The following is a 25253-nucleotide window of genomic DNA, read 5'->3' on the forward strand; positions in this document are numbered from 1 at the left end:
CACGCCGAATCCACCACCTCCCTGCGGTCGTCGCCGGGGCGCGACGCCGGTAACCTTCGACTGCGGTGTACGCGGCGGCAAACCCGCTACCGGCCCCTACCCGCGGCACATCGTAGGTCGAGCACCGCATCCAGGAGGAGTCGCCTTATGCCCAAACTGCACATCATCGTCGGAAGCACCCGTCCGGGCCGAGTGGGCCTGCCCATCGGGACCTGGGCTGCCGAGGCGGCCGCCCAGCACGGCGGATTCGAGGTCGAGCTGGTCGACCTCGCCGATTTCGCGCTACCGGTGTTCGATGAGCCCAACCACCCACGGACGGGCAAGTACGTCCACGACCACACCATCCGATGGAGTGCCAAGGTCGGCGAGGCGGACGCGTTCGTGTTCGTCACCCCGGAGTACAACTACGCACCGCCGCCGAGCCTGGTCAACGCGATCGACTACCTGCACAGCGAATGGCTCTACGCCCCGGTCGGATTCGTCAGCTACGGCGGCGTGGCCGCCGGCACCCGCGCGGTCCAGGTGCTCAAACAGCTCGTGACCACGCTCAAGATGGTGCCGATTCCCGAAGCGGTGGCGATCCCGTTCTTCGCCCAGTTCATCGAGGACGGCCAGTTCCAGCCGAGCCCCGAGTTGGAACAGGCGGCGCCGCTGATGTTCGCCGAACTGCTGCGCTGGACGACCGCGCTGGCCGAGCTGCGCGCGAACCGGCCCGCTGCGGCGGTTCCGCCGGTCTCGGCAGCGGCGAAGTAATGAACAGAACGTTGTCGAGGGCGGACGAGCGGCGGGCTACCGTCACGAATGCGGCGATCGAGGTGTTCGCGGTGTCCGGCTACCGGGGCACCCCGGTAGCCGAGGTCGCGGCCGTCGCGGGCATCTCCCCCGCCTATGTGTTCCGGCTGTTCCCGACCAAACAGGACCTGTTCATCGCAGCATTACATGCCTGCTTCGACGAGATCCTGGCCGGGCTGCTGGCCGATATGGAGAATCTGCCGGCCATCAGCCCCCGCCGCGCCCTGGCAGCGCTGGCCGACGCCTATGCCGACCTGATCACCGATCGGAAGCTGATCATGCTGCAGGTCCACGCGCTCGCGGCCAGCGACGACCCGGAAATCCGGGACGCGATGCGCGCGCAGCAGGCCCGGCTGGTCGAGTTCGTGACTGATCACACACAGGCCGCGCAGGCTGAGATCCAGACGTTCGTCGCCCGCGGACAGCTGTGTCACCTGGTCGCGGCCCTCGACCTGGACAACTCGACCGAACCCTGGGCAACCCGCCTCACCGAGGGCCTCGTCCATTAGACGAATCCGCCTGGTCGAAGTGACCAACCGGTCACCCCGCTCGAGTGATCAACCAATCACCCGCTCGGAGTGACCGACCGATCACACATGCCGCAGAGCGCTGGGCCACCGAGTCGATGCGTCTCGGTGGCCCAGCGAAGGTTCGCAGCGGACTGCCGCCTACGAATATCTCAGTTCTTGGGGAACTTCAGCTTGGACAAGTCGAATATGGTCGACTTACACCCAGCACTCTACAGGGTGCCGCGACCTTGGAGAACCCATGAAGCTGACAGACGGCCTATGGAACGATGGAACGACGCATAGGCCGATGTGGTTGTACGTCTCGCTCGCACCCGTCGCTGAGAACTCAGCGTTTCTCATGGTGTACCGGTCGATACGGGTCACTCCGGGTAAATGGATGACCCGTGAACTCGAAGAGTTCCTTTCGCACCACGCGCATACCGAGTTGGCGACAACCAAGGTTGAGGACGCGCACATGTACGGGGGTTCCGGATTGGTCACCACGTACCTTATCGAGAATATCTAGCCGTAGAACGACGAACAGCCCCCGGGCATACAAAGTATGCCTAGGGGCTTTTTCGTGTCTCAGTGTTGAATCTAGGCGGTACTAACGCCTATCGGCGTCCGATGAACGACGCAGCCTGAATACGAGTATTGGCCGCACCCTCAGCGAGCATTGCAAGAACCCTCTGATCGAAAAGCTTCATTATCTCCTGACCAGCCCCGCCAGACGGGCGGGTACCGATATCGCCCAGGAATTCGTTGTAGTTCGCCTGAGCGAAGTCGCTACCGATGCCCTGAAGCTGTGTACCAACATCCGCTGCCGTGATCGGACTCTGTGTAGTGTCCGGCGTCACTGTGTACGGAGAATCCGTCGCACCTGGGTTCGGGGTAACCGTGACTGTGCTCATCGGTACCTGAGTGGCAGGCATAGTCACCATTTTTCCCAGTAGCCCAACAAAATCAGTGAACAACCTCCACTGATCGTTTGTTAGAACCGCTTCAGGCTTACCCGACTGGTTGATACCAATCGAGTTGTTAGGGAAAATACCTCCCTGGTCATACCAATGGTGAGCCATCCAGAACTGCTGTGCAGCCTTCGGCGAACCGTACCGGTCACGGATGTAACGGGCCATAGCATCGCCCTGGATACCCGGGTTAGGGTTCTTGTCCGGGAGATACTGTTGCTGAGTCGAGCCCAAGAACTGAGCTAGACCGAATGCACCCGAAGGATTAACCGCGGTCGGATTCCAGCTCGATTCGTGGTCAATGATCCATGAGGCAGCGGCCCACTGGTCGCCATTACCCCAGCCGTAGCGTGCGAATGCTTGCTGAACCTGGGATTGAACCGGACCGGTGCCGGGAGCACCGGGGGTATCTGTGCTAGCGCCACCCTTAAGGTAATCGAGTAGAGCACCCGAAACCTTGTCGAACATTGCTTTCGGGATTTCTCCGATACCGGGCACGGTGTGAATCAGGGACGACACACCGTTCAGTGCTGGCTTGAATGTGTGGTCGATAACCCAGTTCCACAACGAACCGTGACTACCGCCTGAACCAGGCGTAGCAGCCTGAAACAACCCGTCGATAATCGGCAGGTGGTATTGAGTAGGGAACTCGGAATTGTTGGCACCCGCGGCCGGCCCGCCATACGCAACATTGTTGTGTGAGCCACCAGCTTCGACGTTCACAGTCGCGAACTTGCCGTAACCGGTCAAAGTACCCGCTGTGTGGCCGTTAGCACCCCCGGAATCAGCACCGCCGATAACGCCGATAGAGAAGCCTTTTCCTAGGCCACCAGCCCAGTTTTGGCCGCCAGCGTTAACCGAGCCTGCCTGACTCTTGGGGAACGCTGTAGTAGCCCACCAACGACCATGCCCGGTACCTCCGAGGACAACATCAGCGATAGCAGACATGAAGCCTGAGCAGTCCACTGGGCCGGGTGCCTCGCCACCCATTAGGTAGCTCTGTCCGTCCATGGAGCGGGCGAACTCGTGAGCATTGACCATTGCAGCCTCTACCGCGCCACCAGCCGCTAGCGCAGGCAAGCCAGCGATACGAGCCAAACCGTCTGCGGTACCTCCACCGTTAATACGGTTTAGGTTGGCTACACCGATACGTGAAACCGTATCGGCGTTCAAGACGAATTCACCGTTGGACAACATTGCCGGAATCACGTCGTCTTTAGGACCACCCGCACCTGAAACAAAGCCACCCGTAGCGAATCTCACCGGATCTAGATGCGGGGCTTTCAGCCCGTCTCCGAGGTGCAGGAATCCTACAACCGAGTTCCATGCTTTAAATATTCCGTCATCCAAAACGGTCTGGATCACGAAATTGATCGGTGCGGTTACAATCTGCTTCAAACCGTCCCAGATCAACCCGATGCCAGATACGACCGAAGAGAACGTGTCTTTGAGGACACCGAGACCGGTCTGCATCGCTTTCCATGCTGGCTGAATTACATCAGTCCACGCACCGCGGACACTAGCGGAAACGCCATCCCAAACCGGGACCATGACATTTTTCCACAGCCAGGTAAACGCTGCGCCCAGCGCGTCTACCGCAGGATGTAGAGCCGAGTTCCACAACCCTACGAAGAACTTTCCGAAGTCGTCTACGATATTTCGGAACGTCGCGAAATGCGTGTATGCGTAAACAACACCAGCGGCGAGACCTGCGAGCGCCAAAGCAACGATACCGATAGGGTTAGCTTCCATTACGGCGTTAAACGCCGATTGGACCACCGATGCAGCGGCAAGCGTAATCTTATAAGCCTCGAATCCAGCCACCATTGTTCCGACTACTACCGCGAGAGTTCGGAATACCGGAGAGCCCAGCAACGGAACTAACGGTGTTATCCACTGAACGACCGAAGCGAATGCGTTAGATAGCCGAGTGATAGACGGGGCCAGAATCGGTATAGCCTGCGCCAACGCTGTACCCAGCGATAGCGTGATTTCCGACAACGGCTTAACCAGCGGAATAAGAGCAATTCCCAGGTTCGTTAGCAACGTACCCAGTACCGGTAGAACCGGCTGTAGCCCTTGGGCTAGAGAAGTAACGAGTTTTGTAACTACGGGAAGAACACCAGCTAGCGCGGTGCCTAGTGCGGCACCCAGAGAGCCCAACGGAGGGCCGATAGATTGCAGCGCAGGCCCGAGCGCTTGGAACAACGCCTTGATACCCGGTGCCGCTTGTGTCGCCAGCGTGACCAGCCCCGAAACCAGCCCGGACAATGCCGGAGCCATCGAGCTTAGGATTGCTGCGAAGTCCTGAAACAGTGTCGTCAACTGTCCAGAATTCGAGAGTTGCGTAAGCGTATTACCGATAGACCCGAATACGGACCCGATAGCGGTACCGATATTCGACATAGCGGGGGCAGCGGCCTTGCTCATGCTGAGCATGCCGTTTGTCAGGTTTCCGATTCCCCCGACCGATGCGTTGATAACATCGCGGGTTCCTGCAAATGCGGCCTGTATACCCTGCTGAGCCTGAGCGGTAGAGAAGAACGTCGCAGCGTTCCTACCAGCGTTATTGATCGCACCCGCCACACCGTCCATGCCCTCACGGACAGTCGGAATAGAAGTGTTAGCGAGATTCGAGAAGTCTGTACCCCAGTTGGCAAACAGCGAGTCTTGAACCGAATTACCGACACCCGAAAGCGCTGGCTTAAGAGCCAGCATCTGAGTAACGAAGTCACGTGCGTTAGGCGAAAGCTTAGCCATCGCCTGTTGTGCCTTCTTAGCCGAATCGCTCGACTGAGTCTGCGCCTGAACAAGAGCCTGGTTAGCCTGAACCAGCTTCGAATTAGCGTCGGTAACCGCCTCTTCGGCGGTCTGCACCGATTCGTGAGATTTGGTTACTCGCTCTTGTGCAGCGACAACCTTGTCTGACCCTTCGACACCCTTAGCGTTAGCGGTATTAGCGTCCTCTTGGGTACGCGAATTCTTTTGTAGAACGTCCTGCTGATCCGCTAGTGCTTCGTTAAGTCGGTGCTGAGCCTCAGCAATTTCTAGTGGATCAGTCGAAGTCATTCGAGCCTTGTTAAGGTCTCGCTGAGCTTCCGCTACCGAAAGCGCTGCGCCTTCAGCGTCTAGCTTTCCCTTTTCCGTCTCGCGGTTCAGGTCTTGCAACTGCCGCAAGGCATCCTTGCGGGACTGGGTTAGGTTCTGTTCTGCGTCCTGCGATTCGCGCTTAGCGTCTACTAGGCTGCGCTCTGCTGATTCCTGCGAACGCAGAGCGGAGGTAACGCCGTTCTGTGCGGACTGAATGGCTTTGGCCTTAGCCTGAGCATCATCCGAAAAAGCATCCGATGCAGCCGCGGCAGTCTTGAAGGCATCCGCAATGCCATGGATTCCTACCGCGACGGTAGCAACGCTGAGCGCGCCAGCTCCGCCAACCGCGAGTAGCCCCGCACCGAGAGACGCTACTGCGCCAGCGGCTAGCCCAGCACCGCCGCCTAGTACGGCCATGTGAGCACCGAGCGTCGATATACCGCCTGCGGCGCTACCGAGGTCGGATAGCGCTTTCTTGGTAGCTATAAGGTCTTTGTTATCGACCTTAGTCCTGACGTTTACCGGATTACGGTCGGCTTCGGACTGAACATCTTTCAGAGCATCCCGAATAGCGGGTTTAAGCTTAGAGGTGGACGGTAGGATGGAAACGTACGCTGTGGCAATTTCGATAGCCATTAGGCCGCCCCGATAGTGTCGGCCTGGCGCTGATACGCGGTGCGTTTCCGGTTACTGCAAGTTTTGCAGCGGTGTTCGCGTCCGTCCCTGCGAGACTTATCCGAGTAGAACTCGGTTAGTGGCCTAGGTCGGCCGCAGATAGAACAGTCTTTCATCATGAATAGCCTTAGAAATAAAGGGGGGAGAGATAAGAACGACCTGCGGAAGAAACCGCAGGTCGCAATGAGGGGGAGCTATGTTTAAATACGGGGGGATATTGGCCCGTATGCACCGAGGGGGGCCGTTCGACCACCCCGGAGGGGTTGCACCCCGGCTCACACCTGAGCCGGAATGTCAAGACTTGAATTCAAAAGATTTTGCCCGGTCTTAGCTCTTAGCTACGGGCATAACCCTTAGCGGTTAGCGCGGTTGTTGTGCTCGTGATACCAACGCCTGAGATTCGTTAGCTCTCGCTTAGCATCCTCAGAATTGCTAAGCTCTAATGCGATCAGGCACGCTTTATCAAAGCCGTATTCAGAATCAATCATTGACACGTTCGCCTGTTTCGGCGTCAACAAAGAACCTGCGTGAACTGAAACGATCAAGCGGTTCGACCCGCTCGATTACACCCTGATATGCACCGTAAGCGTGGTAATCCCTAGCGGTTTCTACCGCCTTGACTGGCTCACCAAGTGTAAGTAGAGCCGACCAGCGACCACAACGGTTACCGGTCGCATTCCACGCATTCCACACAGCCAAGCGTTCAAGTCCGACCGCTGTAGGTGCGAGCACCAAAGGCAAATAGGTATTGTCGTCACCATTCGTAACTCGAACCACACTCGAAGCCATATTGAACGCTTCACCTAGGACGGTTAGACGCGCGTCTAGACGCTGTGCAATCGCTTCCAATTCAAGCCAAGCGTTCTGCTCATCCTTGGGCAAGCGAACCACTTTGTCACTCGTAAGCTCGGGATCGACTTTCGCAGAGTATTCGGTAAACAGCTTCCAATCATCATCGAAAGCCTTAGCTACTACCTTAAGATTAGGATCAGCAACTTTGTTGTACTGAGCGATAAGCTTACCTGCGATACTGCGCCGAACCTCTGTGTCGAGATGCGAGCTAGCCGTGCCGTATGAAGATCCTTGCAACGTGCCTTGCACCGAACCTACGGCATCCGCCAAGGTAATAGCGCGTAGTTCCGAGACATCATCACCAGACGATTTAGCGTCTACGATCATTTCGACCAGCCGAAGACTGAAAGACTCCGACCGGTACACGTATTTGGTTTCGTAAGCCTCGCGGATTCGCGTCCACTCCGCGGGCACCTGTCCGCCGGCCGATTCCACCATTTCGACCGCTTGCACGTGATTCGAATAAACGTCGGTGTTGTTGATATCCATTTTTACAAACTCTCCCTAGAGGCTAACGGTGCGGTTGTACTCAGAAAACGAACGGTTCAACGCCGTAGGCGAACTCTCGGCGTTGGTCATTTCGGTGTTGTACTTAGCAATCTGCGCTGCGTACCAATCGTTGTTGTCATCCTGCACAGTGCGTAGCTCGGCTAGCCGTTCTTCGGTCGGCTTATGATTCCGAGTCTTTGCCCCGGTGTCATGAATCGCATCTAGCATCGCTTGCTTAAGCTCAGCCCGAGACATCGCTACCGACTGGTTGTCGTCGGCATCGGTTTCCGGTAGCTCACCGTTCAACCGAGCTAGAAGCATCTGTTTTAGTTCACTACTTGCCATGGTGTTCCTTACGTAGGCATCAAAAAAGCCCCTGTGTGGCTCAGTGAGCCACTACCGGGAGCTTGGGGTACATCGGTATACTTCGGGATGATCCCGAGGCTTAGAATCGAACGATTCTAGAACGGGGGTTCGTCGTCGCATCGGAGGCACTTGCAGTTCTCTGGGTGCGGCGGTTCGACCCAATTAGCCCAAGGGTCGGGATCTAGAGCGGAACTATTGTTCCACTCCGGAACTTCTCTGTCTGGTCCCTCACTCTGTTCGGTCCCTGCGGAGGCGGATCTCAAATCCGGCGACGTAGTCACGTCTTCGGGGTGCGGAACTATTGTTCCGCCCTTCTCTTGATCTATTGACTGATCTATCACTGGTTTATCCAGTGATCTATTAGGCGGAACTATCGTTCCTCTCTGAGTGGAACTATTGTTCCTCTCTCCCTGCGTTATAGTTCCGCTCTCCCCAGTAGGGGAGGAACTATCGTTCCGGTCTGGGATGGTAAGGGTGTAGACGTTCGATCGGTCGTAACGCTGTACGACCTCTACCCAACCAGCCGCCTTGTTGGCGGCTATCTGTTTCCTAACCGCACGCTCGGTAATACCGCAAGCCTTCGCTATCGTCGGCTCGCTAGGATGACACTGCAAGGTGTCACCGTCTGCGTGGTGCAACAGCACCATCATTGCCCGGCTCGGTAGATTCTTGCCGCTATAAGCGTAAGCCTCTAGCCACCCGAACTTAGCGGATTGTCTGGTCATTGCTTCGTCCTCCAAGGACTAGGGGTATAAGGTCTGCGAGGGCTTCCAGCTCTTCGCGATTGAAAGTCAAGGTTTTGTTGTTGCCGGGCATACCGACGCGATACAAGACCTTGTCTGCCGACTTGGGTCGGAACGCCCGAATGGTCGGTTTCATGATTTCCTTCTTTAATTGAGTAGTCCGGAATCTGCGAGCCACCGAAGGCGAGCACGGTTCTTGGTCCGGTATTTGATTTGTCGGTCTTTGACGCAGATACGACACTCGTGCGAGTCGGGATACCGACTCATGGGTGTCTCCGGGTGGTTGTTGCGGCACATGGTCACCTCCTATCCGTAGCGTTACGGTCAATGCGGCATAAAAAATCCCGGTCAACCTTGCGGTTGCCGGGTGGTACATATAACTAAGCCTGAGTATTTTCAGTCCGAGACCAAACTGTTGTACTACCGAGCCGTACCTACGCCCTGAGGCTTCGGCACGTCTCTGGTTCGGTCACTGCGGTCGCAACTTCGTTGCTCCCTTACTCCCTCTATATGTATGAAGGTGAGTATTTCGGTCTTCGAGAGTAGATTGTGACCTAGTTCACACGATTATCTTCGTCAGTCACTGTATCCAAGTACTTGAAACTGCCTCTACCTAACTAAGGGTGAGTATTTCCCTGGGGTCATATGACTAAGGGTGACAATTTTTCTGCCTCATATAACTAAGCGTGCGAATCCGCAGGTCACCGGGGAATATGTGAGGCAACTCACATACTGCGAGCCTTCGTGGCTCGCTGGACTGGACCGGTTGCCGGGTACAGCTCGAACGTCACGTTCCGCGGTTGTATATATCTCTTACCGCGTGCGTACGCGCACGTTCACTCGCTCCCCCGCGCGCTGGGGTAGTCCTCCGGGCGTGTCGCAGCCGTCGCAGACGGACTGCAACGGAGGGGACTCTTGTCCCCGTGTCGCTGGGATGCATGCACACGCATAGCTCGAGGTCAGAGCTAGTCCGACAGTAATTCGTGTTGGGTATAAGACCAGTTCAGATGCTAAATCCGTGATCAACATCCCGGAATCGTTCGATTCTCAGAGCCGAACCCCCCGGAACCACACAACTACCCACCCGAGCCGTGTTCGTCCGTCTACGGGGCAACCAGGGGCCTGTTTCGGGTACTCGCTCAGCGTCGGTCGTCACGGCATCAAAAAAGCCACCCCGCCGCAGAGAGGGTGGCTTAACGTTCGAGATTTTACCGGTGACGGTAAATCGCGATTACTGAATGAAGTATCACAACCGCAGGTAACCCGAACATGATCACGTAACCCACTATGATCATGACGCAGGCCGCCAATCCGGATCATCGTCCGGATCGTCATCGGTCATCACGCGGTAATCGTCACAATCCGTATCGTCTCCCCAAACCTCCATGAATCCCCACGGATAAACGATTATTCGGCGACGGGGCATCTCTGCACTCATTGCTCAGCCCACCAGTCGAAGCGTTCGGGTTGAATCTCCGGGATCACCCGCATTGCACGCAACAGGTACCGAAGCGTCTCCTCGGTCAACAGTTCGGCGTTGGGGCCGAACTTCACGTACTCGGGCAGATGATCGCCCGGTGTCCGGTCTGGTAATCGGTGGGTAGCCATCTCACCTCTCTCAGTGGTGGGCACCCGCGCTGGGGGCCTCTCACCTCAGCGCGGGGCTACCTACAGACTCGTAGTAACCACGGGACGCCTGAACCGTGCTGAGGACGTTTCGGAAGACACTTCAAACGTCCCGAATGTCCCCTAGCCTTATGGGTATGGCTCAGCAGAGGCTAGAAACCGCAATTCTCAGATCGGGGCTCAGCTCTGCGGAGCTAGCCGACAAGGCGGGCGTAGACGTGAAGACAGTGAACCGGTGGCTAGCTGGTCGAGTACCGCACCGACGTACACGTGTGCAGGTAGCCGAACTACTAGGTGAGACCGAGGAGACGCTATGGCCGGCCGCTAGGCCGGACACGCAAGAGGGTGCCCCTGCTACCGCTGAGGTTCTAAGCGCTTACGCACACCGATCGGAGATACCTAACGATCTGTGGGTTTCGTTGGTGCACAAGGCAACTCACCGGATAGACATCATGGGGTACGCCTACCCGTTCGTACTCGAACTGTTGCCTAAAGCCTCAGAGGTCATAGCTAGCAAGTGCTTAGCGGGGTGCGAGGTACGGCTAGGTTTCGCAGATCCCGACTGTGATCACGTTGCAGAGCGCGACACGCTAGAACAAATGAACGGCACGCTTCCGGGCCGGATACGTAATGCGTTGTCCATGCTGGGGCCACTGCCGGACACTCCCGGGTGTCGGGTAGGTCTGCACTCGACACACTTGTACAACTCGGTTTTTCGGTTCGATGACGAAATGATCGTTACTCCGTATCTGTTCCGTGCCCGCGGATACCAGCACACAGCCTTGTATCTGCGTAGGTTGTCTCCACACGGCATATTCGAATCGTTCGCCGACCAGTTCGAACAGATATGGCAAACCACCGTGCCGTACGTCGAAGGGGGTTCACATGGCCTCACGGCATGACTACTACAACGATCCGAACGCACCACAAGCAAATTCGTTAGTACCGGGCGGTTCTGCGTTGGTTGTAGACGCTAACGGTGCGATACTTATGCAGCGCCGATCGGATTCCGGAAACTGGAGTTTTCCGGGAGGGATCATGGAAATCGGCGAGACTTTAGAACAATGCGTAGTCCGCGAAACGAAAGAAGAGACCGGATTAGATATCGAGATCACAGGGCTACTCGGTATTTACACCGATCCGAAACACGTCATTCACTACACCAGCAACGACGAAGTTCGACAAGAATTCAATATCACGTTCTACGGTCGGATTGTCGGCGGCAGTATCGCCGTATCGAAGGAATCCACCGAAGTTAAGTTTTTGACTCTGGGCGAACTAGCCGAGGTGCCGGTACATGAAACGGTACGGCTCAGATTGCAGCATCATTCAGAACAGAGAAGATCACCGTATCTAGGGTGAAAAAGAAAAAACCCCCGACCGCGGAGGCCGGGGGTTTTCATTGCGGATATGCGTTAGTTCATCCGCTGCCTAACGTCCTCGGGTACAAAAAGCTCGCATTGTAGCGCTCCCCCGCTTCTACCTACCCGACCAGATAGTTTCATCTTAGCGACGATACCCGCTTGGATCAGAAGCGCTCTACGCTCTTGAACGTCGCTATCCTGCCAGACCTCACTATATGTCTTCCCGGTTGGTCGCAGTTCTTCGCGAGCTTCCGAAGCTGGCATTCGCTCCAACTCTTGAATCTGCGAATCCAGACCCGCTATTTGCGCGGAGAGACGCTGTCGGCCCGCTTGCGACTTCACACCCCGGAGAAGCGTAGTTAGTTCGTCCATAGCCTCTACCGCCTGCACTAACTCTGCTTGGTGATCCTGAGCGGGAATGTATACACGTTCGAAAACCTCAACATGCCCGAGTTCGCCGAGAAACCTTTCTTCTACCAACAGTTCGGCGGTATCTGCAACAATCTGCTGAGTGCATTTGTTCTGACAGCGGTAGTAACGCCTTCGGTTACCGTTCCGGTTGTCGTACACGCGCTGATGATACAAATTATTTTGGCAGTCGAAACATTTCGCTACCTCTAGAAGCGGTGAGGCGTCCCCGCGCTCGTTCTGCTGAACGATCGCGCGCTGTTCTAGCGCACCTTGCAACTGCCCAAACTTCTCGACAGACAACAACGGTGTACCGACCATCACGGGGGTTCCATCATCCTCCCGGGCCACTATGCCGTCATGAATCATATATCCGAGAAGCGATTTAGATCTAAGAAGGTCCAGTAGTGTAGTCGGATTCCAGCTAGTTCCTCTAGTAGGTTTTTTATTCCGGTACCGGATAAAATCACTAGGCGTAAGGACCTTCTCGGCGGTTAGCTGCTTAGACACAGCCAGCGCGGAGTCACCCGCGATAACTTGATCAACGATTCGTTCCAGCACAACAGAGGACTCTGGATCAGGCTCCAATTTCCAGCCTTCCCCAGTCCTCTGTTTCACCGCCCGGTAACCGTACGGCGGTTTTCCACCGAACCATCTGCCAGATGCAACCAGTTTTTTTCGTGACCCTTGAGTACGCTCTCGAATAGCCTCTAGTTCACCCTCAGCCACACCGGCAATAACATTGGCAATTAGACGACCTACCCAAGTTGACAAATCGAAATTCTCGGTAACCGAGACCAATGATTTGCCGTACTTATCGCACCAGTCCACAACCTTGTTCAGGTAGATAGAGCCGGTAGCGATCCTGTCTAGCTTCCAACCCGCAACGATATCCCACTGCGCTTGCTTGGCATCCGTCAACCACGGACCCAACGCAGGCGTATCGAACGGGTTTACCGACCTGGACACGTCCATGTCCACAGCCCATCCAACAACCTGGTGACCGTTCAAGTCGGACCACTGTTGGATGATCTCGCGTTGCCGCTCCGGTGATGTTGACTCGTCTGTGAAACGCGAGAGCCGTACTCTCCCGAGCACTCTTGCCACCGACAAACCTCCTGGTCATCCGCCTAACCCTTAGGTTTCGGCGGGTTACGTTTGACCAGATTCGACAAGTCGATGCCGTCGAGTCCGGGCGGGAGCTGGTCGAGTCCGGCGGGCATATCCGACAGGTCCGGCATCCCGGGGGGCATACCAGGCGGCATGGCGGGCATCCCCGGCATGCCCGGGAAGCCACCGCGCACCTTCGGCGGAGTCGGGCCGCGACCGCCCTTCTTCCCCTTCTTGCCCTTCTTGTTGTTGCGGCGGTTGGCGCCGGGCATACCCATCTGGCGGCCCATCGCGGCCATCATCTTTCGGGCCTCGAAGAAGCGGTCGACCAGCTGGTTCACATCGGTCACCGTGACACCGGAACCGTTGGCGATGCGCAGGCGACGCGAGGCGTTGATGATCTTGGGGTTGGCGCGCTCGGTCGGCGTCATACCGCGGATGATGGCCTGCACCCGGTCCAGCTGCTTGTCGTCGACCGAGGCGATGGCCTCCTTCATCTGGCCCGCGCCGGGCAGCATGCCCAGCAGGTTGCCGATCGGACCCATCTTGCGAATGGCCAGCATCTGCTCGAGGAAGTCCTCGAGGGTCAGCTCGCCCGCCCCGATCTTGCGCGCGGCCTCCTCGGCCTGCTGCGCGTCGTAGACCTGCTCGGCCTGTTCGATCAGGGTGAGCAGATCACCCATGCCCAGGATGCGGCTGGACATGCGGTCCGGGTGGAAGACGTCGAAGTCCTCGAGCTTCTCACCGGTGGAGGCGAACAGGATCGGCTGACCGGTCACCTCGCGCACCGACAGCGCGGAACCGCCGCGCGCGTCGCCGTCGAGCTTGGTGAGCACGACGCCGGTGAAGCCGACGCCGTCGCGGAACGCCTCGGCGGTATTGACCGCGTCCTGGCCGATCATCGCGTCGAGCACGAACAGGATCTCGTCGGGCTGCACGGCGTCGCGGATGCCCGCGGCCTGCCCCATCATCGCCGCGTCGATGCCCAGACGGCCCGCGGTATCGACGATGACCACGTCGTACTGCTTCTGCCGGGCCTCCTCGATACCGCTGCGCGCGACGTTGATCGGTTCGGCGACGGAAATATCCTGCCCGCCACCGCCGACCGAGGTGCCCGGATGCGGCGCGAACACCGGCACCCCGGCCCGCTCGCCGACCACCTGCAGCTGCGTCACCGCACCGGGGCGCTGCAGGTCACAGGCCACCAGCAGCGGCGTATGCCCCTGGCCCTTCAGCCATTTGGCCAGCTTGCCCGCCAGGGTGGTCTTACCGGCGCCCTGCAGACCCGCGAGCATGATGACCGTCGGCGGGGTCTTGGCGAATTGCAGCCGCCGCGTCTCGCCGCCGAGGATCGCGATCAATTCCTCGTTGACGATCTTGACGACCTGCTGCGCCGGATTCAGCGCACCGGAGACCTCCGCCCCCTGGGCGCGCACCTTGACGCGGGCGATGAACGCGCGCACCACAGGCAGTGCGACGTCGGCCTCGAGCAGGGCCAGCCGGATCTCCCGCGCGGTCGCGTCGATGTCGGCCGATGACAGACGCCCTTTACCGCGCAGATCGCTCAGAACACCGGTCAACCGGTCGGACAAGGATTCGAACACCGATCGCGCTCCTGATCTCGAGGGACTGTCACTCGGGATACCAGCGTAATGCGCGATCGATGACGAACGGATTCGCCCTAGTCATCAGGGGTGTGGCGGCACGTCTACTCCAGTGTCCGGCGCCGCGGCCGCGGCGCCTGGCGGATGTCCCGGTCCTGGAGGGTCGCCAGATAGGCCGCCTCCCGGCCGGTCAGCCCCAAATCCAGGGCCATCGAATCGAGCGTCGCCCATTCCACGTCGGTGGGCGGGGCGCTCGACCCGTCGGCCACCGTGGAGGCGATGGTCATCGCCGTGACCGCCTGCTGCCCGGACAGGGTGCGCCCCGGCAGCCAGGACACCACCCAGCGATCGCCCCCCACACAGCGAGCGATGTGCTGGGTCAGGTCACTGGTCATCATCGATGCGGAAACAACTTCAATCGCCACCGGCCCGCTCCCTCATGCTCGAACATCCCTGACAGGTTCGAACGAACACCCGCGGCAGAGACGGCCGGTTCGCACCGGCCCCCACTCACGCCGGATTCCTCCACACTCGCGTAGCTGGATCCCCAGTGATCGTAGAGTGGGTCACATCACAGCCGATACGAGTTGCAGCAAATCGCACGCAACGATCTGATTAACCGGTAAACATCAGGTTTGTCAGCAAATCCCCCACCGGGCCACCTGCCCGCAACTCACATCCCAACCAGGCCCACCGTCCGTTTCCGGCCGCCTACTCCTCCTCGGCATCCTTCGGTTTCGGCGGCAACGGCTGCGGGACGACGGCCAGCAATGCCGCCTCGATCCCCGCCCGCCGCTCGGGCGTGTCGGGTCCCCGCAGATCCAGGCAGAACGCGTCGACCACGGACGCGCCGCGAGTCACCACCTTCGCCCACAGCACATTCACGCGCACCCCGGCCAGCGCCCCGGCCAGGCGGCTGAGCAGGCCGATCCGATCCTCGGCACGCAATTCCAGCAATACCTGTCCGGGGACCGTTGTCTCGGTCCACAGCACGCGAGGCTGGGCCTGGGCGTACGGATTGGGCGGCAGCCCCGCGTCGAGCTCCTTCTTCGACAGGACGGCCGCCAGATCCAGCTCGCCGTTGATCGCCCGGATCAATTCCTGGCGCAGCAGCCCGACATCGGGCGGGTCGCCGAACTTCGGGCTCACCACGAAGGTGTCGATCGCCGAATCACCCTCCGCGCCCAGCGATGCCGACAGCACCCGGAGCGAATGCAGCGCCAGCACTCCGGCCGCCTCGGACAGCAGGCCGGCGGTATCGGGCGCGACGATCGTGACGACGTGCGTGTAGCGCCCATCGCCGGGCGTCAGCTCCACGTGCACCCCGCCCGCCTTGGCCTTGACCAGCAGCTGTGGATCGATCGGATCCGGTTGCGGCAGCGCCTCGCCCGCCATCGCCAACCGGCTGCGGCGCACCAGCTCCCGGATCAGCGAGGCCTTCCAATCGCCCCACACGCCCGGACCCGTCGCGAGGGAATCGGCCTCGGCCAAGGCGTGCAACAGCTCCAGCAGCTGCGGATCGCCCTCCAGGGCCCGCACCACAGTGTCGACGGTCTCCGGATCGGCCAGATCCCGGCGCGTCGCGGTATCCGGCAGCAGCAGGTGATAACGCACGATCGCGCTGAGCGTGCGCACATCCTGGGGCCACAGGCCCAGTCGCCGGCCGATATGGGTGGCCAGGTCCGCGCCGACGATGCTGTGATCCTCGGTGCGGCCCTTGCCGATATCGTGCAGCAGCGCGCCCAGCAGCAGCAGGTCCGGCCGGGACACGCGGGTGCTCAGCGCCGACGCGTAGGCGACGGTCTCCACCAGATGCCGATCCACGGTCCAGGTGTGCACCGGATCGCGCGGCGGCAGATCCCGCACCGCGCCCCACTCCGGAAACAGCCTGCCCCACAGTCCCGTCCGGTCCAGCGCCTCGACCGCCGCCACGATGGTGCGGCCGGTGCCCAGCAAGACCAGCAGATCGTTGAGCGCCTCGCGCGGCCACGGCTCGCGCAGTTCGGGCGCGTCCTCGGACAGCCGGTTCAGCGTCGTGGCCGACATCGGCAGCGCGTGCTGGGCCGAGGCCGCGGCCACCCGCAGGATCAGACCCGGATCCTTCTGCGGGCGCGCGTCGCGGGCCAGCACCACCTCACCGGCGTGTTCGACCACTCCCTCATCGAGCGGCCGGCGCACCGGAATGCGCCGCAGCCGTGCCAGCCCGCGCCGGGGCAGGGCGTTGCCCGCGGTGCGCAGCCCGACGTCGACCGAATAGCCGACCGTGCGCGCGGCGTCGCTGAGCGTGCGGGCCAGATCGAAGCGGTCGCCGATGCGCAGCGCACTGCCGATCTCGTCGGCGTCCTGGGCGCGCAACTGATCTCGCGCGCGTCCGGCCACCCGATGCAGTTCGGTGCGCACGTCCAGCAGACGGCGGTGGGCCTGCTTCAGCCCGCCGCCCGGGACGTCCGGCCCGAGGCCCGGCATGGCGTCTGTCAGCTGCGCGATCGCCAAGGCGTCCAGCAGCTGGATATCACGCAGGCCGCCGCGGCCGTTCTTCAGATCCGGCTCGGCGCGGTGCGCGATCTCCCCGCTGCGCCGCCACCGCTGGTTCGCCTGCTCCACCAAATCGCTGAAGCGCGAACGGATTCCGGTGCGCCATTCGCGGCGCACACCGCCGATCAGCAGGTTGCTCAGTTCGACGTCGCCCACGATGTGCCGGGCGTCCAGCATCCCGAGCGCGGCGGTGAGATCGTCGGCGGCCACCCGCAGCGCCTGCGGGACCGTGCGCACGCTGTGGTCGAGTTTGATGTGCGCGTCCCACAGCGGGTACCACAGACTGTCGGCCACCTCGGCCACGCGTGCGGCGTCCACGTTGTCGTGCAGCAGTACCAGGTCCAGATCCGAGTAGGGCAGCATCTCGCGGCGGCCGAGCCCGCCCACCGCGACCACGGCCAGCCCGCTGTCGGCGGTGATGCCGAGTTCGGCGCCCTTAGCGGTCAGCCACAGATCGTGCAGATCGACCAGCGCCTGGCGCAGCGCGTGGGCGTCCAGTCGCGGATGCCGGGTGTCGCCGCCCTCCAGCAGTTGATCGCGGGCCCGTACCAGATCCGTCGCACCGCCCGGCATATCGTTCTTCGCCTGCATAGCCCACACCACCACCCAACGATCATGCGACGGCCCCGCCCCTACCGTATCCCGGTGGGGAGCGGGGCCGCCGCTCGAAATTCGGCCCTACAGGGCGTCGGCGCCGCGCTCACCGGTCCGCACACGCACGACGGCGTCCACGGGGGTGACCCATACCTTGCCGTCGCCGATCTTCCCGGTGCGAGCGGCCTCGACGATCACCTCGACGACCTTTTCGACCGACGTATCGTCCACCACTACTTCGACCCGGACCTTGGGGACGAAGTCCACCGAGTACTCCGCGCCGCGGTAGACCTCGGTGTGTCCCTTCTGCCGGCCGTAGCCCTGGACCTCGCTGACGGTCATACCCAGTACGCCCGCCTGCTCCAGCCCGCTCTTGACGTCCTCGAGTGTGAATGGTTTGACGATCGCGGTGATGAGTTTCATTTTGGTCATGCCTCCTTGACGACCTCACGTGCCGTGCCACCCACAGCAGTCGCAGCAGCAAAATCGTATGCCGTTTCCGCGTGCTCCGACTCGTCCAGGCCCTCGAACTCCTCTTCGGCCGTGGCACGCAGACCGATAGTGAACTTGATGATGTAGGCCAGGATCAGGGAGACGATGAAGGAGAAGGCCATCACCGCGAACGCGCCGATCGCCTGCTTGCCCAGCTGGCTGAAGCCGCCGCCGTAGAACAAACCCTTCGCGCCGTTCAAGCTCTGCGAGGCGCCGGACTGCGGGGCCAGGAACAGGCCCACCATCAGGGTGCCGATCAGACCGCCGACCAGATGCACCCCGACCACGTCGAGCGAATCGTCGAAGCCGAGCTTGTATTTCAGGCCGACCGCCAGCGCACAGGCGATGCCGGCGACCACGCCGATGGCCAGCGCGCCCAGCACATTGACCGAGGAGCAGGACGGGGTGATCGCGACCAGACCCGCGACGAGACCCGACGCCGCGCCCAGGCTGGTGGGCTTGCCGTCACGCAGCTTCTCCACCAGCAGCCAGCCCAGCATCGCGGCGCAGGTGGCGAAGGTGGTGGTCAGGAAAGTCGAACCGGCCAGGCCGTTCGAGCTCACCGAGGATCCGGCGTTGAAGCCGAACCAGCCGAACCACAGCAGACCGGCGCCGAGCATCACGAACGGCAGGTTGTGCGGGCGGCCCGGAACCCTCGGCCAGCCCTTGCGGCGGCCCAGCACGATGCACAGCGCCAGGCCCGCGGCGCCGGCGTTGATGTGCACCGCCGTACCACCGGCGAAGTCGATGGCCTGCAGCTTGTTGGCGATCCAGCCGCCCTCGTGCACGAGGTTGCCGGCGGAGTCGGAGACGTTGAAGTCGAACACCCAGTGGCAGACCGGGAAGTAGACCACGATCGCCCAGACGGTGGCGAAGATCAGCCACGCGCGGAACTTGAGCCGGTCGGCGACCGCGCCCGAGATCAGCGCGACGGTGATGATGGCGAACATCAGCTGGAAGGCGACGAACACCGTCATCGGAATGGTTCCGGCGAGCGGGATGGTCACCGCCGCCTTCGCCGCGACGTGGTTGGCCGCATCCGCTGGGACGGCGGCCGCGCCGTTCGATCCGATCAGGCCCTTCAGGCCGAAGAACTGGCCCGGATCGCCGATCACGCCGAATTTGTTGTTACCGAAGGCCTCGGAGTATCCGAAGATCGCCCACAGCACGCCCACGATGCCCATCGCGCTGACGCTCATCATGATCATGTTGAGCACGTTCTTCCCGCGGACCATACCGCCGTAGAAGAACGCCAGTCCGGGGGTCATCAGCAACACGAGCGCGGAGCTTGCCAGCATCCACGCGGTGTCGCCGGTGTCCGGTACACCAACCAAGGGATACGCCACCTTGTTCCTCCTCATCTCCGGGCTCGGCCAAAGCATCTGCAACGAGCCTGCACAGAAGGTTCGCTACTCGGTGTTTCATCTGTGCCGCCGCGATGTTTCGCCTGCGTGAACGGATGAGTTCTCCGTGTTGCTACCATGTTTCATTCTGTGCACAGCGCTTCGCGCGGCTGCGAGACGGTTCGCGTGTTGAGGATAAAATGCCTGATCAAGCAGTGTGCAGAACCGCGAGAGCGACACGCGACCGGAAATCAGTGATCAACATCCTCACCGCCGGACCCACCCGGCGCTGAGGGCGCCGCGAGGCCCTAGCCATCCCCGCCATCCTCGCCCAGAGCCGCGGTCAGCCACGGTCGCAGGACCGTGTCGATCTGCGACTCGGAGATGTCGGCGAGCGCGTCGAGTTCCAGGAAGTGCCGCGCGATGGTGAGGCCGAGGATGCTGCTGACGGTCAGCGCGGCTCGCAGTTCGGCGTCGGCGTCATCGCTGGTGCGCGCGAGGTTGCGGACCCGCTCGTCGAGGAAGTCCTTCATTGCCCGTGTCGCCTCCGGTGCGGTGAGCATCGATCGCACGAGGGCGCGGGTCTCCGGTGGGAGGCCGCTGAGCCGGACGCCCAGCACATCGAACAGGTGCCCGGAGACGTCGCCGCCGGTGCTGTCGCCGTCGAGCCGGGCCGCGATGGCGAACAGGTCGCTCTTCGAGCCGTAGTGCTGAATGACCAGCGAGGGATCCACCCCGGCACGCCCCGCGATCGCGCGCACCGTCGTGGCCTCGAGCCCGTGTTCGCCGAATTCGACCTGGGCGGCTTCGAGGATCCGCTGCGCGGTGGCGGCGCGCTTGGCCGCGCGAGTCGTCGGTTCGTCCACGAATTTCACTCTACAGTTGTTGAGCGAATCTGATATATTCGCTCAACAGAGCATGAGCCAAAGGAGCATGATGAGAGCCATTGCCATCGAAGAGCACTGGACGTCGGAGGGGATCGATCGCGCGCTGCGCGCGCAGGGCGCGGACGAGAGCTTGGCGTTGAACGACCGGGGAGATATCCCCGCGCGCCTGCTCGATCTCGGCGAGCAGCGGATCGAGTTCATGGACGCGGCCGGGATCGACATGCAGATCGTGTCGCTCGCCCCGCCGGGCACCCACGGGCTCCCGGCCCGCGAGGCCATCGCCCTGAGCCGCGAGGCCAACGATCGCGCCAGCGAGGCCGTCGGCCGCTATCCGACTCGGCTGCGGGCCATGACCACGCTGCCGATGTCCGACCCGGATGCCGCCGTGGCCGAACTCGAGCGGACCGCGGACGACCCCGCGCATGTCGGGATCATGTCCTACGGCCGCAGCGGCGACCGTCCACTGGACGATCCCGCCAACGACGAGGTGTTCGCGACCGCCGCCCGCCTGGGCCGGCCGATATTCATCCACCCCCAGATTCCGCCGAACCCGGTGCGCGAGGCGTCCTACAGCGGGTTCGACCCGACCGTCGATCTGGCCCTGGCCACCTTCGGCTGGGGATGGCATATCGAGGCCGGGCTCGCGGCGCTGCGCCTGATCCTGCGCGGCACCTTCGACCGGCACCCGGACCTGCAGATCGTCATGGGGCACTGGGGCGAGATGTTGCTGTTCGCCCTCGATCGGGCCGACAGTCTCTCCCATGTCGCTACCCTCGATCGCCGAGTCGCCGAGTACTTCCAGACCAACGTGTACATCGCGACCAGCGGCATGCTGACTCCCCGCCTGCTGCGCCACGCGCTGGACTTCACCACCGTCGACCGGATCCTGCTCTCCGGCGACTACCCCTTCCACCGGATCGACGCCGCGACCCTCACCGGATTCCTCGAGACGCTCCCCGACCCGGCGGATCGGGACAAGATCGCGTACGCCAATGCCCGGACGCTCTATCGACTCGACGAATTCGGCGGGGCGGTCTCACCAGGAACGACGGCGGCGACCGGGGTCCACTAGGGCCGGAGCCCGCCAGCCGGTGTCTTCGGGATTGACCTCGATGCCCGGCGGGACGATCTCGTCGATGCGGTCCAGGATCGCGCGGTCCAGCCGGATATCCGGTGCGGCCAACTGGGATTCGAGCTGGTCGGTGGTGCGCGGTCCGATGATGGCGGTGCTCACCGCCGGATGTTCGAGCACGAACGCCAGCGCCAGCTCCACCAGCGTCAGCCCGGCCTCGTCGGCGAGTGCGGCCAGGTCGGTGACGATCTGCAGCTTGCGCTGGTTGGCCGGGGTGGTGAGGTCGAATCGCCCGCCGGCGCCCGGCCTCCCGGGCAGGCGCTTGTCGCGCTCGCTGACGTTCTCCTTGCCCACTCCGAACCGGCCGGACAGCCAACCCCCGGCCAGCGGACTCCACGACAGGATCCCCATCCCGTACTCCTGAGCGACCGGCAGCACATGCCCCTCGATGCCGCGCACCAGCATCGAGTACGGCGGCTGCTCGGTCCGGAATCGCTCCCGTCCGCGCGATTGCGCCACCCACTGCGCGGTCACGATCTGTTCGGCGGGAAAGGTCGAACTGCCGAAGGACCGGATCTTGCCCGCGCGGACCAGATCGGTCAGCGCGCCGAGCGTCTCATCGATGTCGACCGTCTCGTCGGGGCGATGGATCTGATAGAGGTCGATGTAATCGGTCCCGAGGCGACGCAGGCTCTGCTCGCAGGCGGCGGTCATCCAGCGCCGCGAGCCGCCGCGGGCGTTCGGGTCGTCGCCCATCGGCGAGCTGACCTTGGTGGCCAGCACGATTCGGGACCGGTCCACCGAAGCCAGGGCCTTGCCCACGATGACCTCGGACTCGCCCGCCGAGTACACGTCCGCGGTGTCCACGACGTTGATTCCCGCGTCCAGCGCACGGTGCGTGATCGCCACGCACTCGTCGTGGTCGGGATTACCCCACGCGCCGAACATCATCGTGCCCAGGCACAGCGGACCGACCGCGATCCCAGTCTTGCCCAAAGGGCGGTACTCCATGGTTTCTCCCTCGATGTGGTGACCACACCAGAGCACCACGTCAGACGCGCGCACTGTGAGGCGAATACCGGCAGAGAATTGCCCGATCCCGTCGAATTCGAGCCGATCGGGCAATACCACGTTGCCCGTGGCGACGCCGCGAGGTTGACTCGACGCGTGGACCCACTCGACGAACTCCGCGCACTGGCGCTGGCCGCGGTCGGCGTCGGCGGACTGCGCAAAGTGCGGGTCCTCGACGGCATCACCGTCACCACGGTCGACGAGCCGACACTGCCGCAGAGCGCGATGGCCGAACCCTCGTTCGCGATCGTCACGCAGGGCGTCAAAAGCACGGCGCTGAACGGCAGGGCGTACGAGCAGCACCCGGGTCAGTACCTGATCGTGTCGCTGGACCTCCCGGTCACCGGGCAGGCGCTGGTCGCGGATCGCGACGCACCCCTGGTCGTGGTCAGCATGACTCTGAGCCCGCACGAGATCGCACCGCTGCTGCTGGAGACCCCCGTCCCGGCCCGCAGGCCCAGCCTCGCCGGACTGAGCATCAGCGACGCGACTCCCGACCTGCTCGATCCGATCATCCGCCTGCTACGCCTACTCGGCCATCCGGACGATCTACGCGTACTCGCCCCCGCCTGCCGACGCGAGATCCTGTGGCGCATGCTCACCGGCGCACAGGGCGCCCTCATCCGCCAGATAGGCACCGCCGACGGCCACCTGACCCACATCGCCAGAGCCATCCGCTGGATCCGCGAAAATTTCGCGAGCCCCCTGTCCATCGCCGATCTGGCCGCCCTCTCCGGAATGAGCGAATCAACCTTCCACCGCCACTTCCGCGCGGCCACATCCATGACCCCGATCCAGTTCCGCCGGCAAATCCGACTCCAGGAGGCCCGCGTCCTGCTCGCCACCGGCGCCCGAACCGTCGCGGAGATCGGCTACCACGTCGGCTACGAAAGCCCATCCCAGTTCAACCGCGAATACCGCCGCACCTTCGGCACTTCCCCGGGCCACGACGTCGGTCAGGTCACTCGTATATCAATGCCGCAGTAAGCAATTTCGCGATGAACGACCAGTCGACAGAGCGTGACTGCCCGTCAGCCTCGGCAGCGCAAGCATCGGCATCATCGACCCATGCGGCGGCTGCCTCGAGAAGCTCTGCCGAGCTGATGTTTTCGTACTGTCCCGGGTTGTCGCCGACCGCTTCGGCAAGAGCGCGAACGTATTCCACGAATTCGGATCGAGTTCGCAGGCTCGCCGGATCCCGCTCGGCCACGCTATGTCTCCTATGTGTCCGCACAGTGCGTTTACCGAGATGCCGCATGGCTCAGGACATATTCGACCGCATGCGCAGGACTTGTTGCTACAGCGGAAGATTCGATCGGTTGCCCGGCGGCGTCGAGGATCTGCCAGCCGCCGAGAGAGACGATCGGGACATCGTCGCGGTGGTTGGCCAGGGCCAGTTCGGACAGCGTGCCCCAAGAGCCGCCTACGACGATGACCGCGTCGGCGGAGCGGATCAAGATGGTGTTGCGGGCCTCGCCCATGTTCGTGTACAGGACTGCCGACAGGCCGGGGCAGATGGCCGCGGGGTCGGTGTCGGGGCGGATTCCGATCACCAGTCCTCCGGCCGAGGAGGCGCCTTCGGCCACGGCGGCCATGACGCCGGTGCCGCCGCCGCACAGGACGGTGACGCCGGCCTCGGCCAGGAGGCGGCCGACCTCTCGGGCGTTGCGGGTGTCGGTGTCGGGGCAGTCTCGGGGGCCGCACACCGCGACCTGGATCGGGGGCACTGCTCGCGGCTGGGTCTAGCCCAGGAGGGCGTCGACGAAGGCGCCGGGTTCGAAGGGGGCCAGGTCGTCCGCGCCCTCACCCAGGCCGACGAGTTTGACCGGAACGCCCAGTTCGTGTTGGACCTGGAAGACGATGCCGCCCTTGGCGGTGCCGTCGAGCTTGGTCAGGACGACACCGGTGATATCGACCACATCGGCGAAGACGCGGGCCTGGGTCAGGCCGTTCTGGCCGACGGTGGCGTCCAGGACCAGCAGGACCTCGTCGACGGCGGCTTTTTTCTCCACGACTCGCTTGACCTTGCCCAGCTCGTCCATCAGGCCCGTCTTGGTGTGCAGGCGGCCGGCGGTATCGACCAGGACGACGTCCACGCCGGTGTCGATGCCGGTGCTGACGGCGTCGAAGGCGACCGACGCGGGGTCCGCGCCCTCGCGGCCGCGCACGATCTGCGCGCCGACGCGCTCACCCCAGGTCTGGAGCTGATCGGCGGCGGCGGCGCGGAAGGTGTCGGCCGCGCCCAGCAGCACGCGGCGGCCGTCGGCGACCAGGACGCGGGCCAGTTTGCCGGTCGTGGTGGTCTTACCGGTGCCGTTGACGCCGACCACCAGCAGGATGGACGGGTGGTTGTCGTGCGGCAGGGCGCGAATCGAGCGGTCGAGTTCCGGGCGCAGCGCCCGCACGAGTACCGAGTGCAGGACCTCGCGGGCCTCGTCGGCGGTACGAATGGTGCGGGCGGCCAGTTCCGAGCGCAGGTTCTCGACGATGGTGGCGGTGACGGCGGTGCCGAGATCGGCCATCACGAGGGTGTCCTCGATCTCCTCCCAGGAGTCCTCGTCCAGGTCGCCGCCGCCGAGCAGGCCGAGCAGGCTCTTGCCGACCGCGTTCTGTGAGCGGGCTAAACGGCCGCGTAGGCGGGTGAGGCGGCCGGAGGTGGGAGC

21 protein-coding genes are annotated in these 25253 nt (G+C 62.2%); 6 read left to right on the forward strand and 15 right to left on the reverse strand.

What is annotated here, in order from left to right; genetic code table 11:
* Positions 1-147: 147 nt before the first annotated feature.
* Together JZ791_RS24710 and JZ791_RS24715 are read left to right on the forward strand one after the other, a co-directional pair.
* A complete protein-coding gene (locus tag JZ791_RS24710) occupies positions 148-753 on the forward strand; it encodes an NADPH-dependent FMN reductase (protein WP_216897600.1) in 606 nt (201 codons plus the stop codon).
* Positions 753-1301, forward strand: coding sequence for a TetR/AcrR family transcriptional regulator (locus JZ791_RS24715; protein WP_216897601.1), 549 nt, complete (start codon positions 753-755; stop codon positions 1299-1301). The genes JZ791_RS24710 and JZ791_RS24715 overlap by 1 nt, the downstream gene beginning before the upstream one ends.
* Positions 1302-1915: 614 nt before the next feature.
* On the opposite strand, the gene JZ791_RS24720 is transcribed toward JZ791_RS24715, so the two are convergent.
* The 4 genes from JZ791_RS24720 to JZ791_RS24735 form a co-directional block, all read right to left on the reverse strand.
* Positions 1916-5995 carry an aggregation-promoting factor C-terminal-like domain-containing protein gene (locus JZ791_RS24720; protein ID WP_216897602.1) on the reverse strand — a complete coding sequence of 1360 codons (4080 nt, stop codon included), beginning with the start codon at positions 5993-5995 and terminating at the stop codon, positions 1916-1918.
* A 519-nt stretch (positions 5996-6514) separates the two neighbouring features.
* Positions 6515-7375: a hypothetical protein gene (locus tag JZ791_RS24725; protein ID WP_216897603.1), complete on the reverse strand. Its 861-nt coding sequence runs from the start codon at positions 7373-7375 to the stop codon at positions 6515-6517.
* 15 nt (positions 7376-7390) lie between these two features.
* Positions 7391-7720, reverse strand: coding sequence for a hypothetical protein (locus JZ791_RS24730; protein WP_216897604.1), 330 nt, complete (start codon positions 7718-7720; stop codon positions 7391-7393).
* A 2198-nt stretch (positions 7721-9918) separates the two neighbouring features.
* Complete coding sequence (locus JZ791_RS24735; protein ID WP_216897605.1) at positions 9919-10092, reverse strand: hypothetical protein; 174 nt, start codon at positions 10090-10092, stop codon at positions 9919-9921.
* A 155-nt stretch (positions 10093-10247) separates the two neighbouring features.
* Here JZ791_RS24735 and JZ791_RS46850 point away from each other — a divergent pair, with 155 nt between their 5' ends.
* Positions 10248-11012 carry a helix-turn-helix domain-containing protein gene (locus JZ791_RS46850; protein WP_368858337.1) on the forward strand — a complete coding sequence of 255 codons (765 nt, stop codon included), beginning with the start codon at positions 10248-10250 and terminating at the stop codon, positions 11010-11012.
* Positions 10996-11472, forward strand: coding sequence for an NUDIX domain-containing protein (locus JZ791_RS24740; RefSeq protein WP_216897606.1), 477 nt, complete (start codon positions 10996-10998; stop codon positions 11470-11472). Before JZ791_RS46850 ends, JZ791_RS24740 begins: the two co-directional genes overlap by 17 nt.
* A 53-nt stretch (positions 11473-11525) precedes the next feature.
* Here JZ791_RS24740 and JZ791_RS24745 read toward each other — a convergent pair whose 3' ends face one another.
* The 7 genes from JZ791_RS24745 to JZ791_RS46585 form a co-directional block, all read right to left on the reverse strand.
* Positions 11526-12989, reverse strand: coding sequence for a recombinase family protein (locus tag JZ791_RS24745; RefSeq protein WP_216897607.1), 1464 nt, complete (start codon positions 12987-12989; stop codon positions 11526-11528).
* 23 nt (positions 12990-13012) lie between these two features.
* A complete protein-coding gene (gene ffh, locus JZ791_RS24750) occupies positions 13013-14596 on the reverse strand; it encodes a signal recognition particle protein (RefSeq protein WP_216897608.1) in 1584 nt (527 codons plus the stop codon).
* Between the two features lie 104 nt (positions 14597-14700).
* Positions 14701-15021 (reverse strand): hypothetical protein, encoded by a 321-nt coding sequence (locus JZ791_RS24755; protein ID WP_308163071.1) that lies wholly within the window; start codon positions 15019-15021, stop codon positions 14701-14703.
* Positions 15022-15307: 286 nt separating this feature from the next.
* The gene (locus JZ791_RS24760) at positions 15308-17722 is read right to left on the reverse strand and encodes a [protein-PII] uridylyltransferase (protein ID WP_216897609.1); all 2415 of its coding nucleotides are present in this window, start codon (positions 17720-17722) and stop codon (positions 15308-15310) included.
* An 87-nt stretch (positions 17723-17809) separates the two neighbouring features.
* Positions 17810-18148 carry a P-II family nitrogen regulator gene (locus JZ791_RS24765; protein WP_216897618.1) on the reverse strand — a complete coding sequence of 113 codons (339 nt, stop codon included), beginning with the start codon at positions 18146-18148 and terminating at the stop codon, positions 17810-17812.
* Between the two features lie 5 nt (positions 18149-18153).
* Positions 18154-19578 carry an ammonium transporter gene (locus tag JZ791_RS24770; RefSeq protein WP_216897610.1) on the reverse strand — a complete coding sequence of 475 codons (1425 nt, stop codon included), beginning with the start codon at positions 19576-19578 and terminating at the stop codon, positions 18154-18156.
* 290 nt (positions 19579-19868) lie between these two features.
* Positions 19869-20426: a TetR/AcrR family transcriptional regulator gene (locus JZ791_RS46585; protein WP_216897611.1), complete on the reverse strand. Its 558-nt coding sequence runs from the start codon at positions 20424-20426 to the stop codon at positions 19869-19871.
* A gap of 70 nt (positions 20427-20496) precedes the next feature.
* Between JZ791_RS46585 and JZ791_RS24780 the strand changes: the two genes are divergently transcribed.
* Positions 20497-21519 carry an amidohydrolase family protein gene (locus JZ791_RS24780; RefSeq protein ID WP_216897612.1) on the forward strand — a complete coding sequence of 341 codons (1023 nt, stop codon included), beginning with the start codon at positions 20497-20499 and terminating at the stop codon, positions 21517-21519.
* Here the strand turns inward: JZ791_RS24780 and JZ791_RS24785 are convergent.
* Positions 21484-22530 carry an aldo/keto reductase gene (locus JZ791_RS24785; protein WP_216897613.1) on the reverse strand — a complete coding sequence of 349 codons (1047 nt, stop codon included), beginning with the start codon at positions 22528-22530 and terminating at the stop codon, positions 21484-21486. The two genes, JZ791_RS24780 and JZ791_RS24785, sit on opposite strands and share 36 nt — an antisense overlap.
* Positions 22531-22686: 156 nt before the next feature.
* Between JZ791_RS24785 and JZ791_RS24790 the strand changes: the two genes are divergently transcribed.
* Complete coding sequence (locus JZ791_RS24790) at positions 22687-23577, forward strand: AraC family transcriptional regulator (RefSeq protein WP_216897614.1); 891 nt, start codon at positions 22687-22689, stop codon at positions 23575-23577.
* On the opposite strand, the gene JZ791_RS24795 is transcribed toward JZ791_RS24790, so the two are convergent.
* The 3 genes from JZ791_RS24795 to ftsY all read right to left on the reverse strand — a co-directional run.
* Complete coding sequence (locus JZ791_RS24795; RefSeq protein WP_216897615.1) at positions 23552-23800, reverse strand: DUF7660 family protein; 249 nt, start codon at positions 23798-23800, stop codon at positions 23552-23554. The two genes, JZ791_RS24790 and JZ791_RS24795, sit on opposite strands and share 26 nt — an antisense overlap.
* A 31-nt stretch (positions 23801-23831) precedes the next feature.
* On the reverse strand, positions 23832-24317 hold the full coding sequence (locus tag JZ791_RS24800) for an SLOG cluster 4 domain-containing protein (RefSeq protein ID WP_308163072.1): 486 nt from the start codon (positions 24315-24317) through the stop codon (positions 23832-23834).
* 15 nt (positions 24318-24332) lie between these two features.
* On the reverse strand, positions 24333-25253 hold a 921-nt coding region (ftsY, locus tag JZ791_RS24805; protein ID WP_216897616.1), incomplete at its 5' end, for a signal recognition particle-docking protein FtsY.

The organism is Nocardia alni, assembly GCF_019038435.1.
GTDB classification, from domain to species: domain Bacteria; phylum Actinomycetota; class Actinomycetes; order Mycobacteriales; family Mycobacteriaceae; genus Nocardia; species Nocardia alni.

Coding starts and splice junctions, on each gene's coding strand:
- JZ791_RS24725 (WP_216897603.1), bottom strand. CDS start 7,375: ATGGATATCAACAACACCGACGTTTATTCGAATCACGTGCAAGCGGTC.
- JZ791_RS24710 (WP_216897600.1), top strand. CDS start 148: ATGCCCAAACTGCACATCATCGTCGGAAGCACCCGTCCGGGCCGAGTG.
- JZ791_RS24735 (WP_216897605.1), bottom strand. CDS start 10,092: ATGGCTACCCACCGATTACCAGACCGGACACCGGGCGATCATCTGCCC.
- JZ791_RS24730 (WP_216897604.1), bottom strand. CDS start 7,720: ATGGCAAGTAGTGAACTAAAACAGATGCTTCTAGCTCGGTTGAACGGT.
- JZ791_RS24740 (WP_216897606.1), top strand. CDS start 10,996: ATGGCCTCACGGCATGACTACTACAACGATCCGAACGCACCACAAGCA.
- JZ791_RS24760 (WP_216897609.1), bottom strand. CDS start 17,722: ATGCAGGCGAAGAACGATATGCCGGGCGGTGCGACGGATCTGGTACGG.
- JZ791_RS24780 (WP_216897612.1), top strand. CDS start 20,497: ATGAGAGCCATTGCCATCGAAGAGCACTGGACGTCGGAGGGGATCGAT.
- JZ791_RS24785 (WP_216897613.1), bottom strand. CDS start 22,530: ATGGAGTACCGCCCTTTGGGCAAGACTGGGATCGCGGTCGGTCCGCTG.
- JZ791_RS24720 (WP_216897602.1), bottom strand. CDS start 5,995: ATGGCTATCGAAATTGCCACAGCGTACGTTTCCATCCTACCGTCCACC.
- JZ791_RS24770 (WP_216897610.1), bottom strand. CDS start 19,578: ATGAGGAGGAACAAGGTGGCGTATCCCTTGGTTGGTGTACCGGACACC.
- JZ791_RS24715 (WP_216897601.1), top strand. CDS start 753: ATGAACAGAACGTTGTCGAGGGCGGACGAGCGGCGGGCTACCGTCACG.
- JZ791_RS46850 (WP_368858337.1), top strand. CDS start 10,248: ATGGCTCAGCAGAGGCTAGAAACCGCAATTCTCAGATCGGGGCTCAGC.
- JZ791_RS24765 (WP_216897618.1), bottom strand. CDS start 18,148: ATGAAACTCATCACCGCGATCGTCAAACCATTCACACTCGAGGACGTC.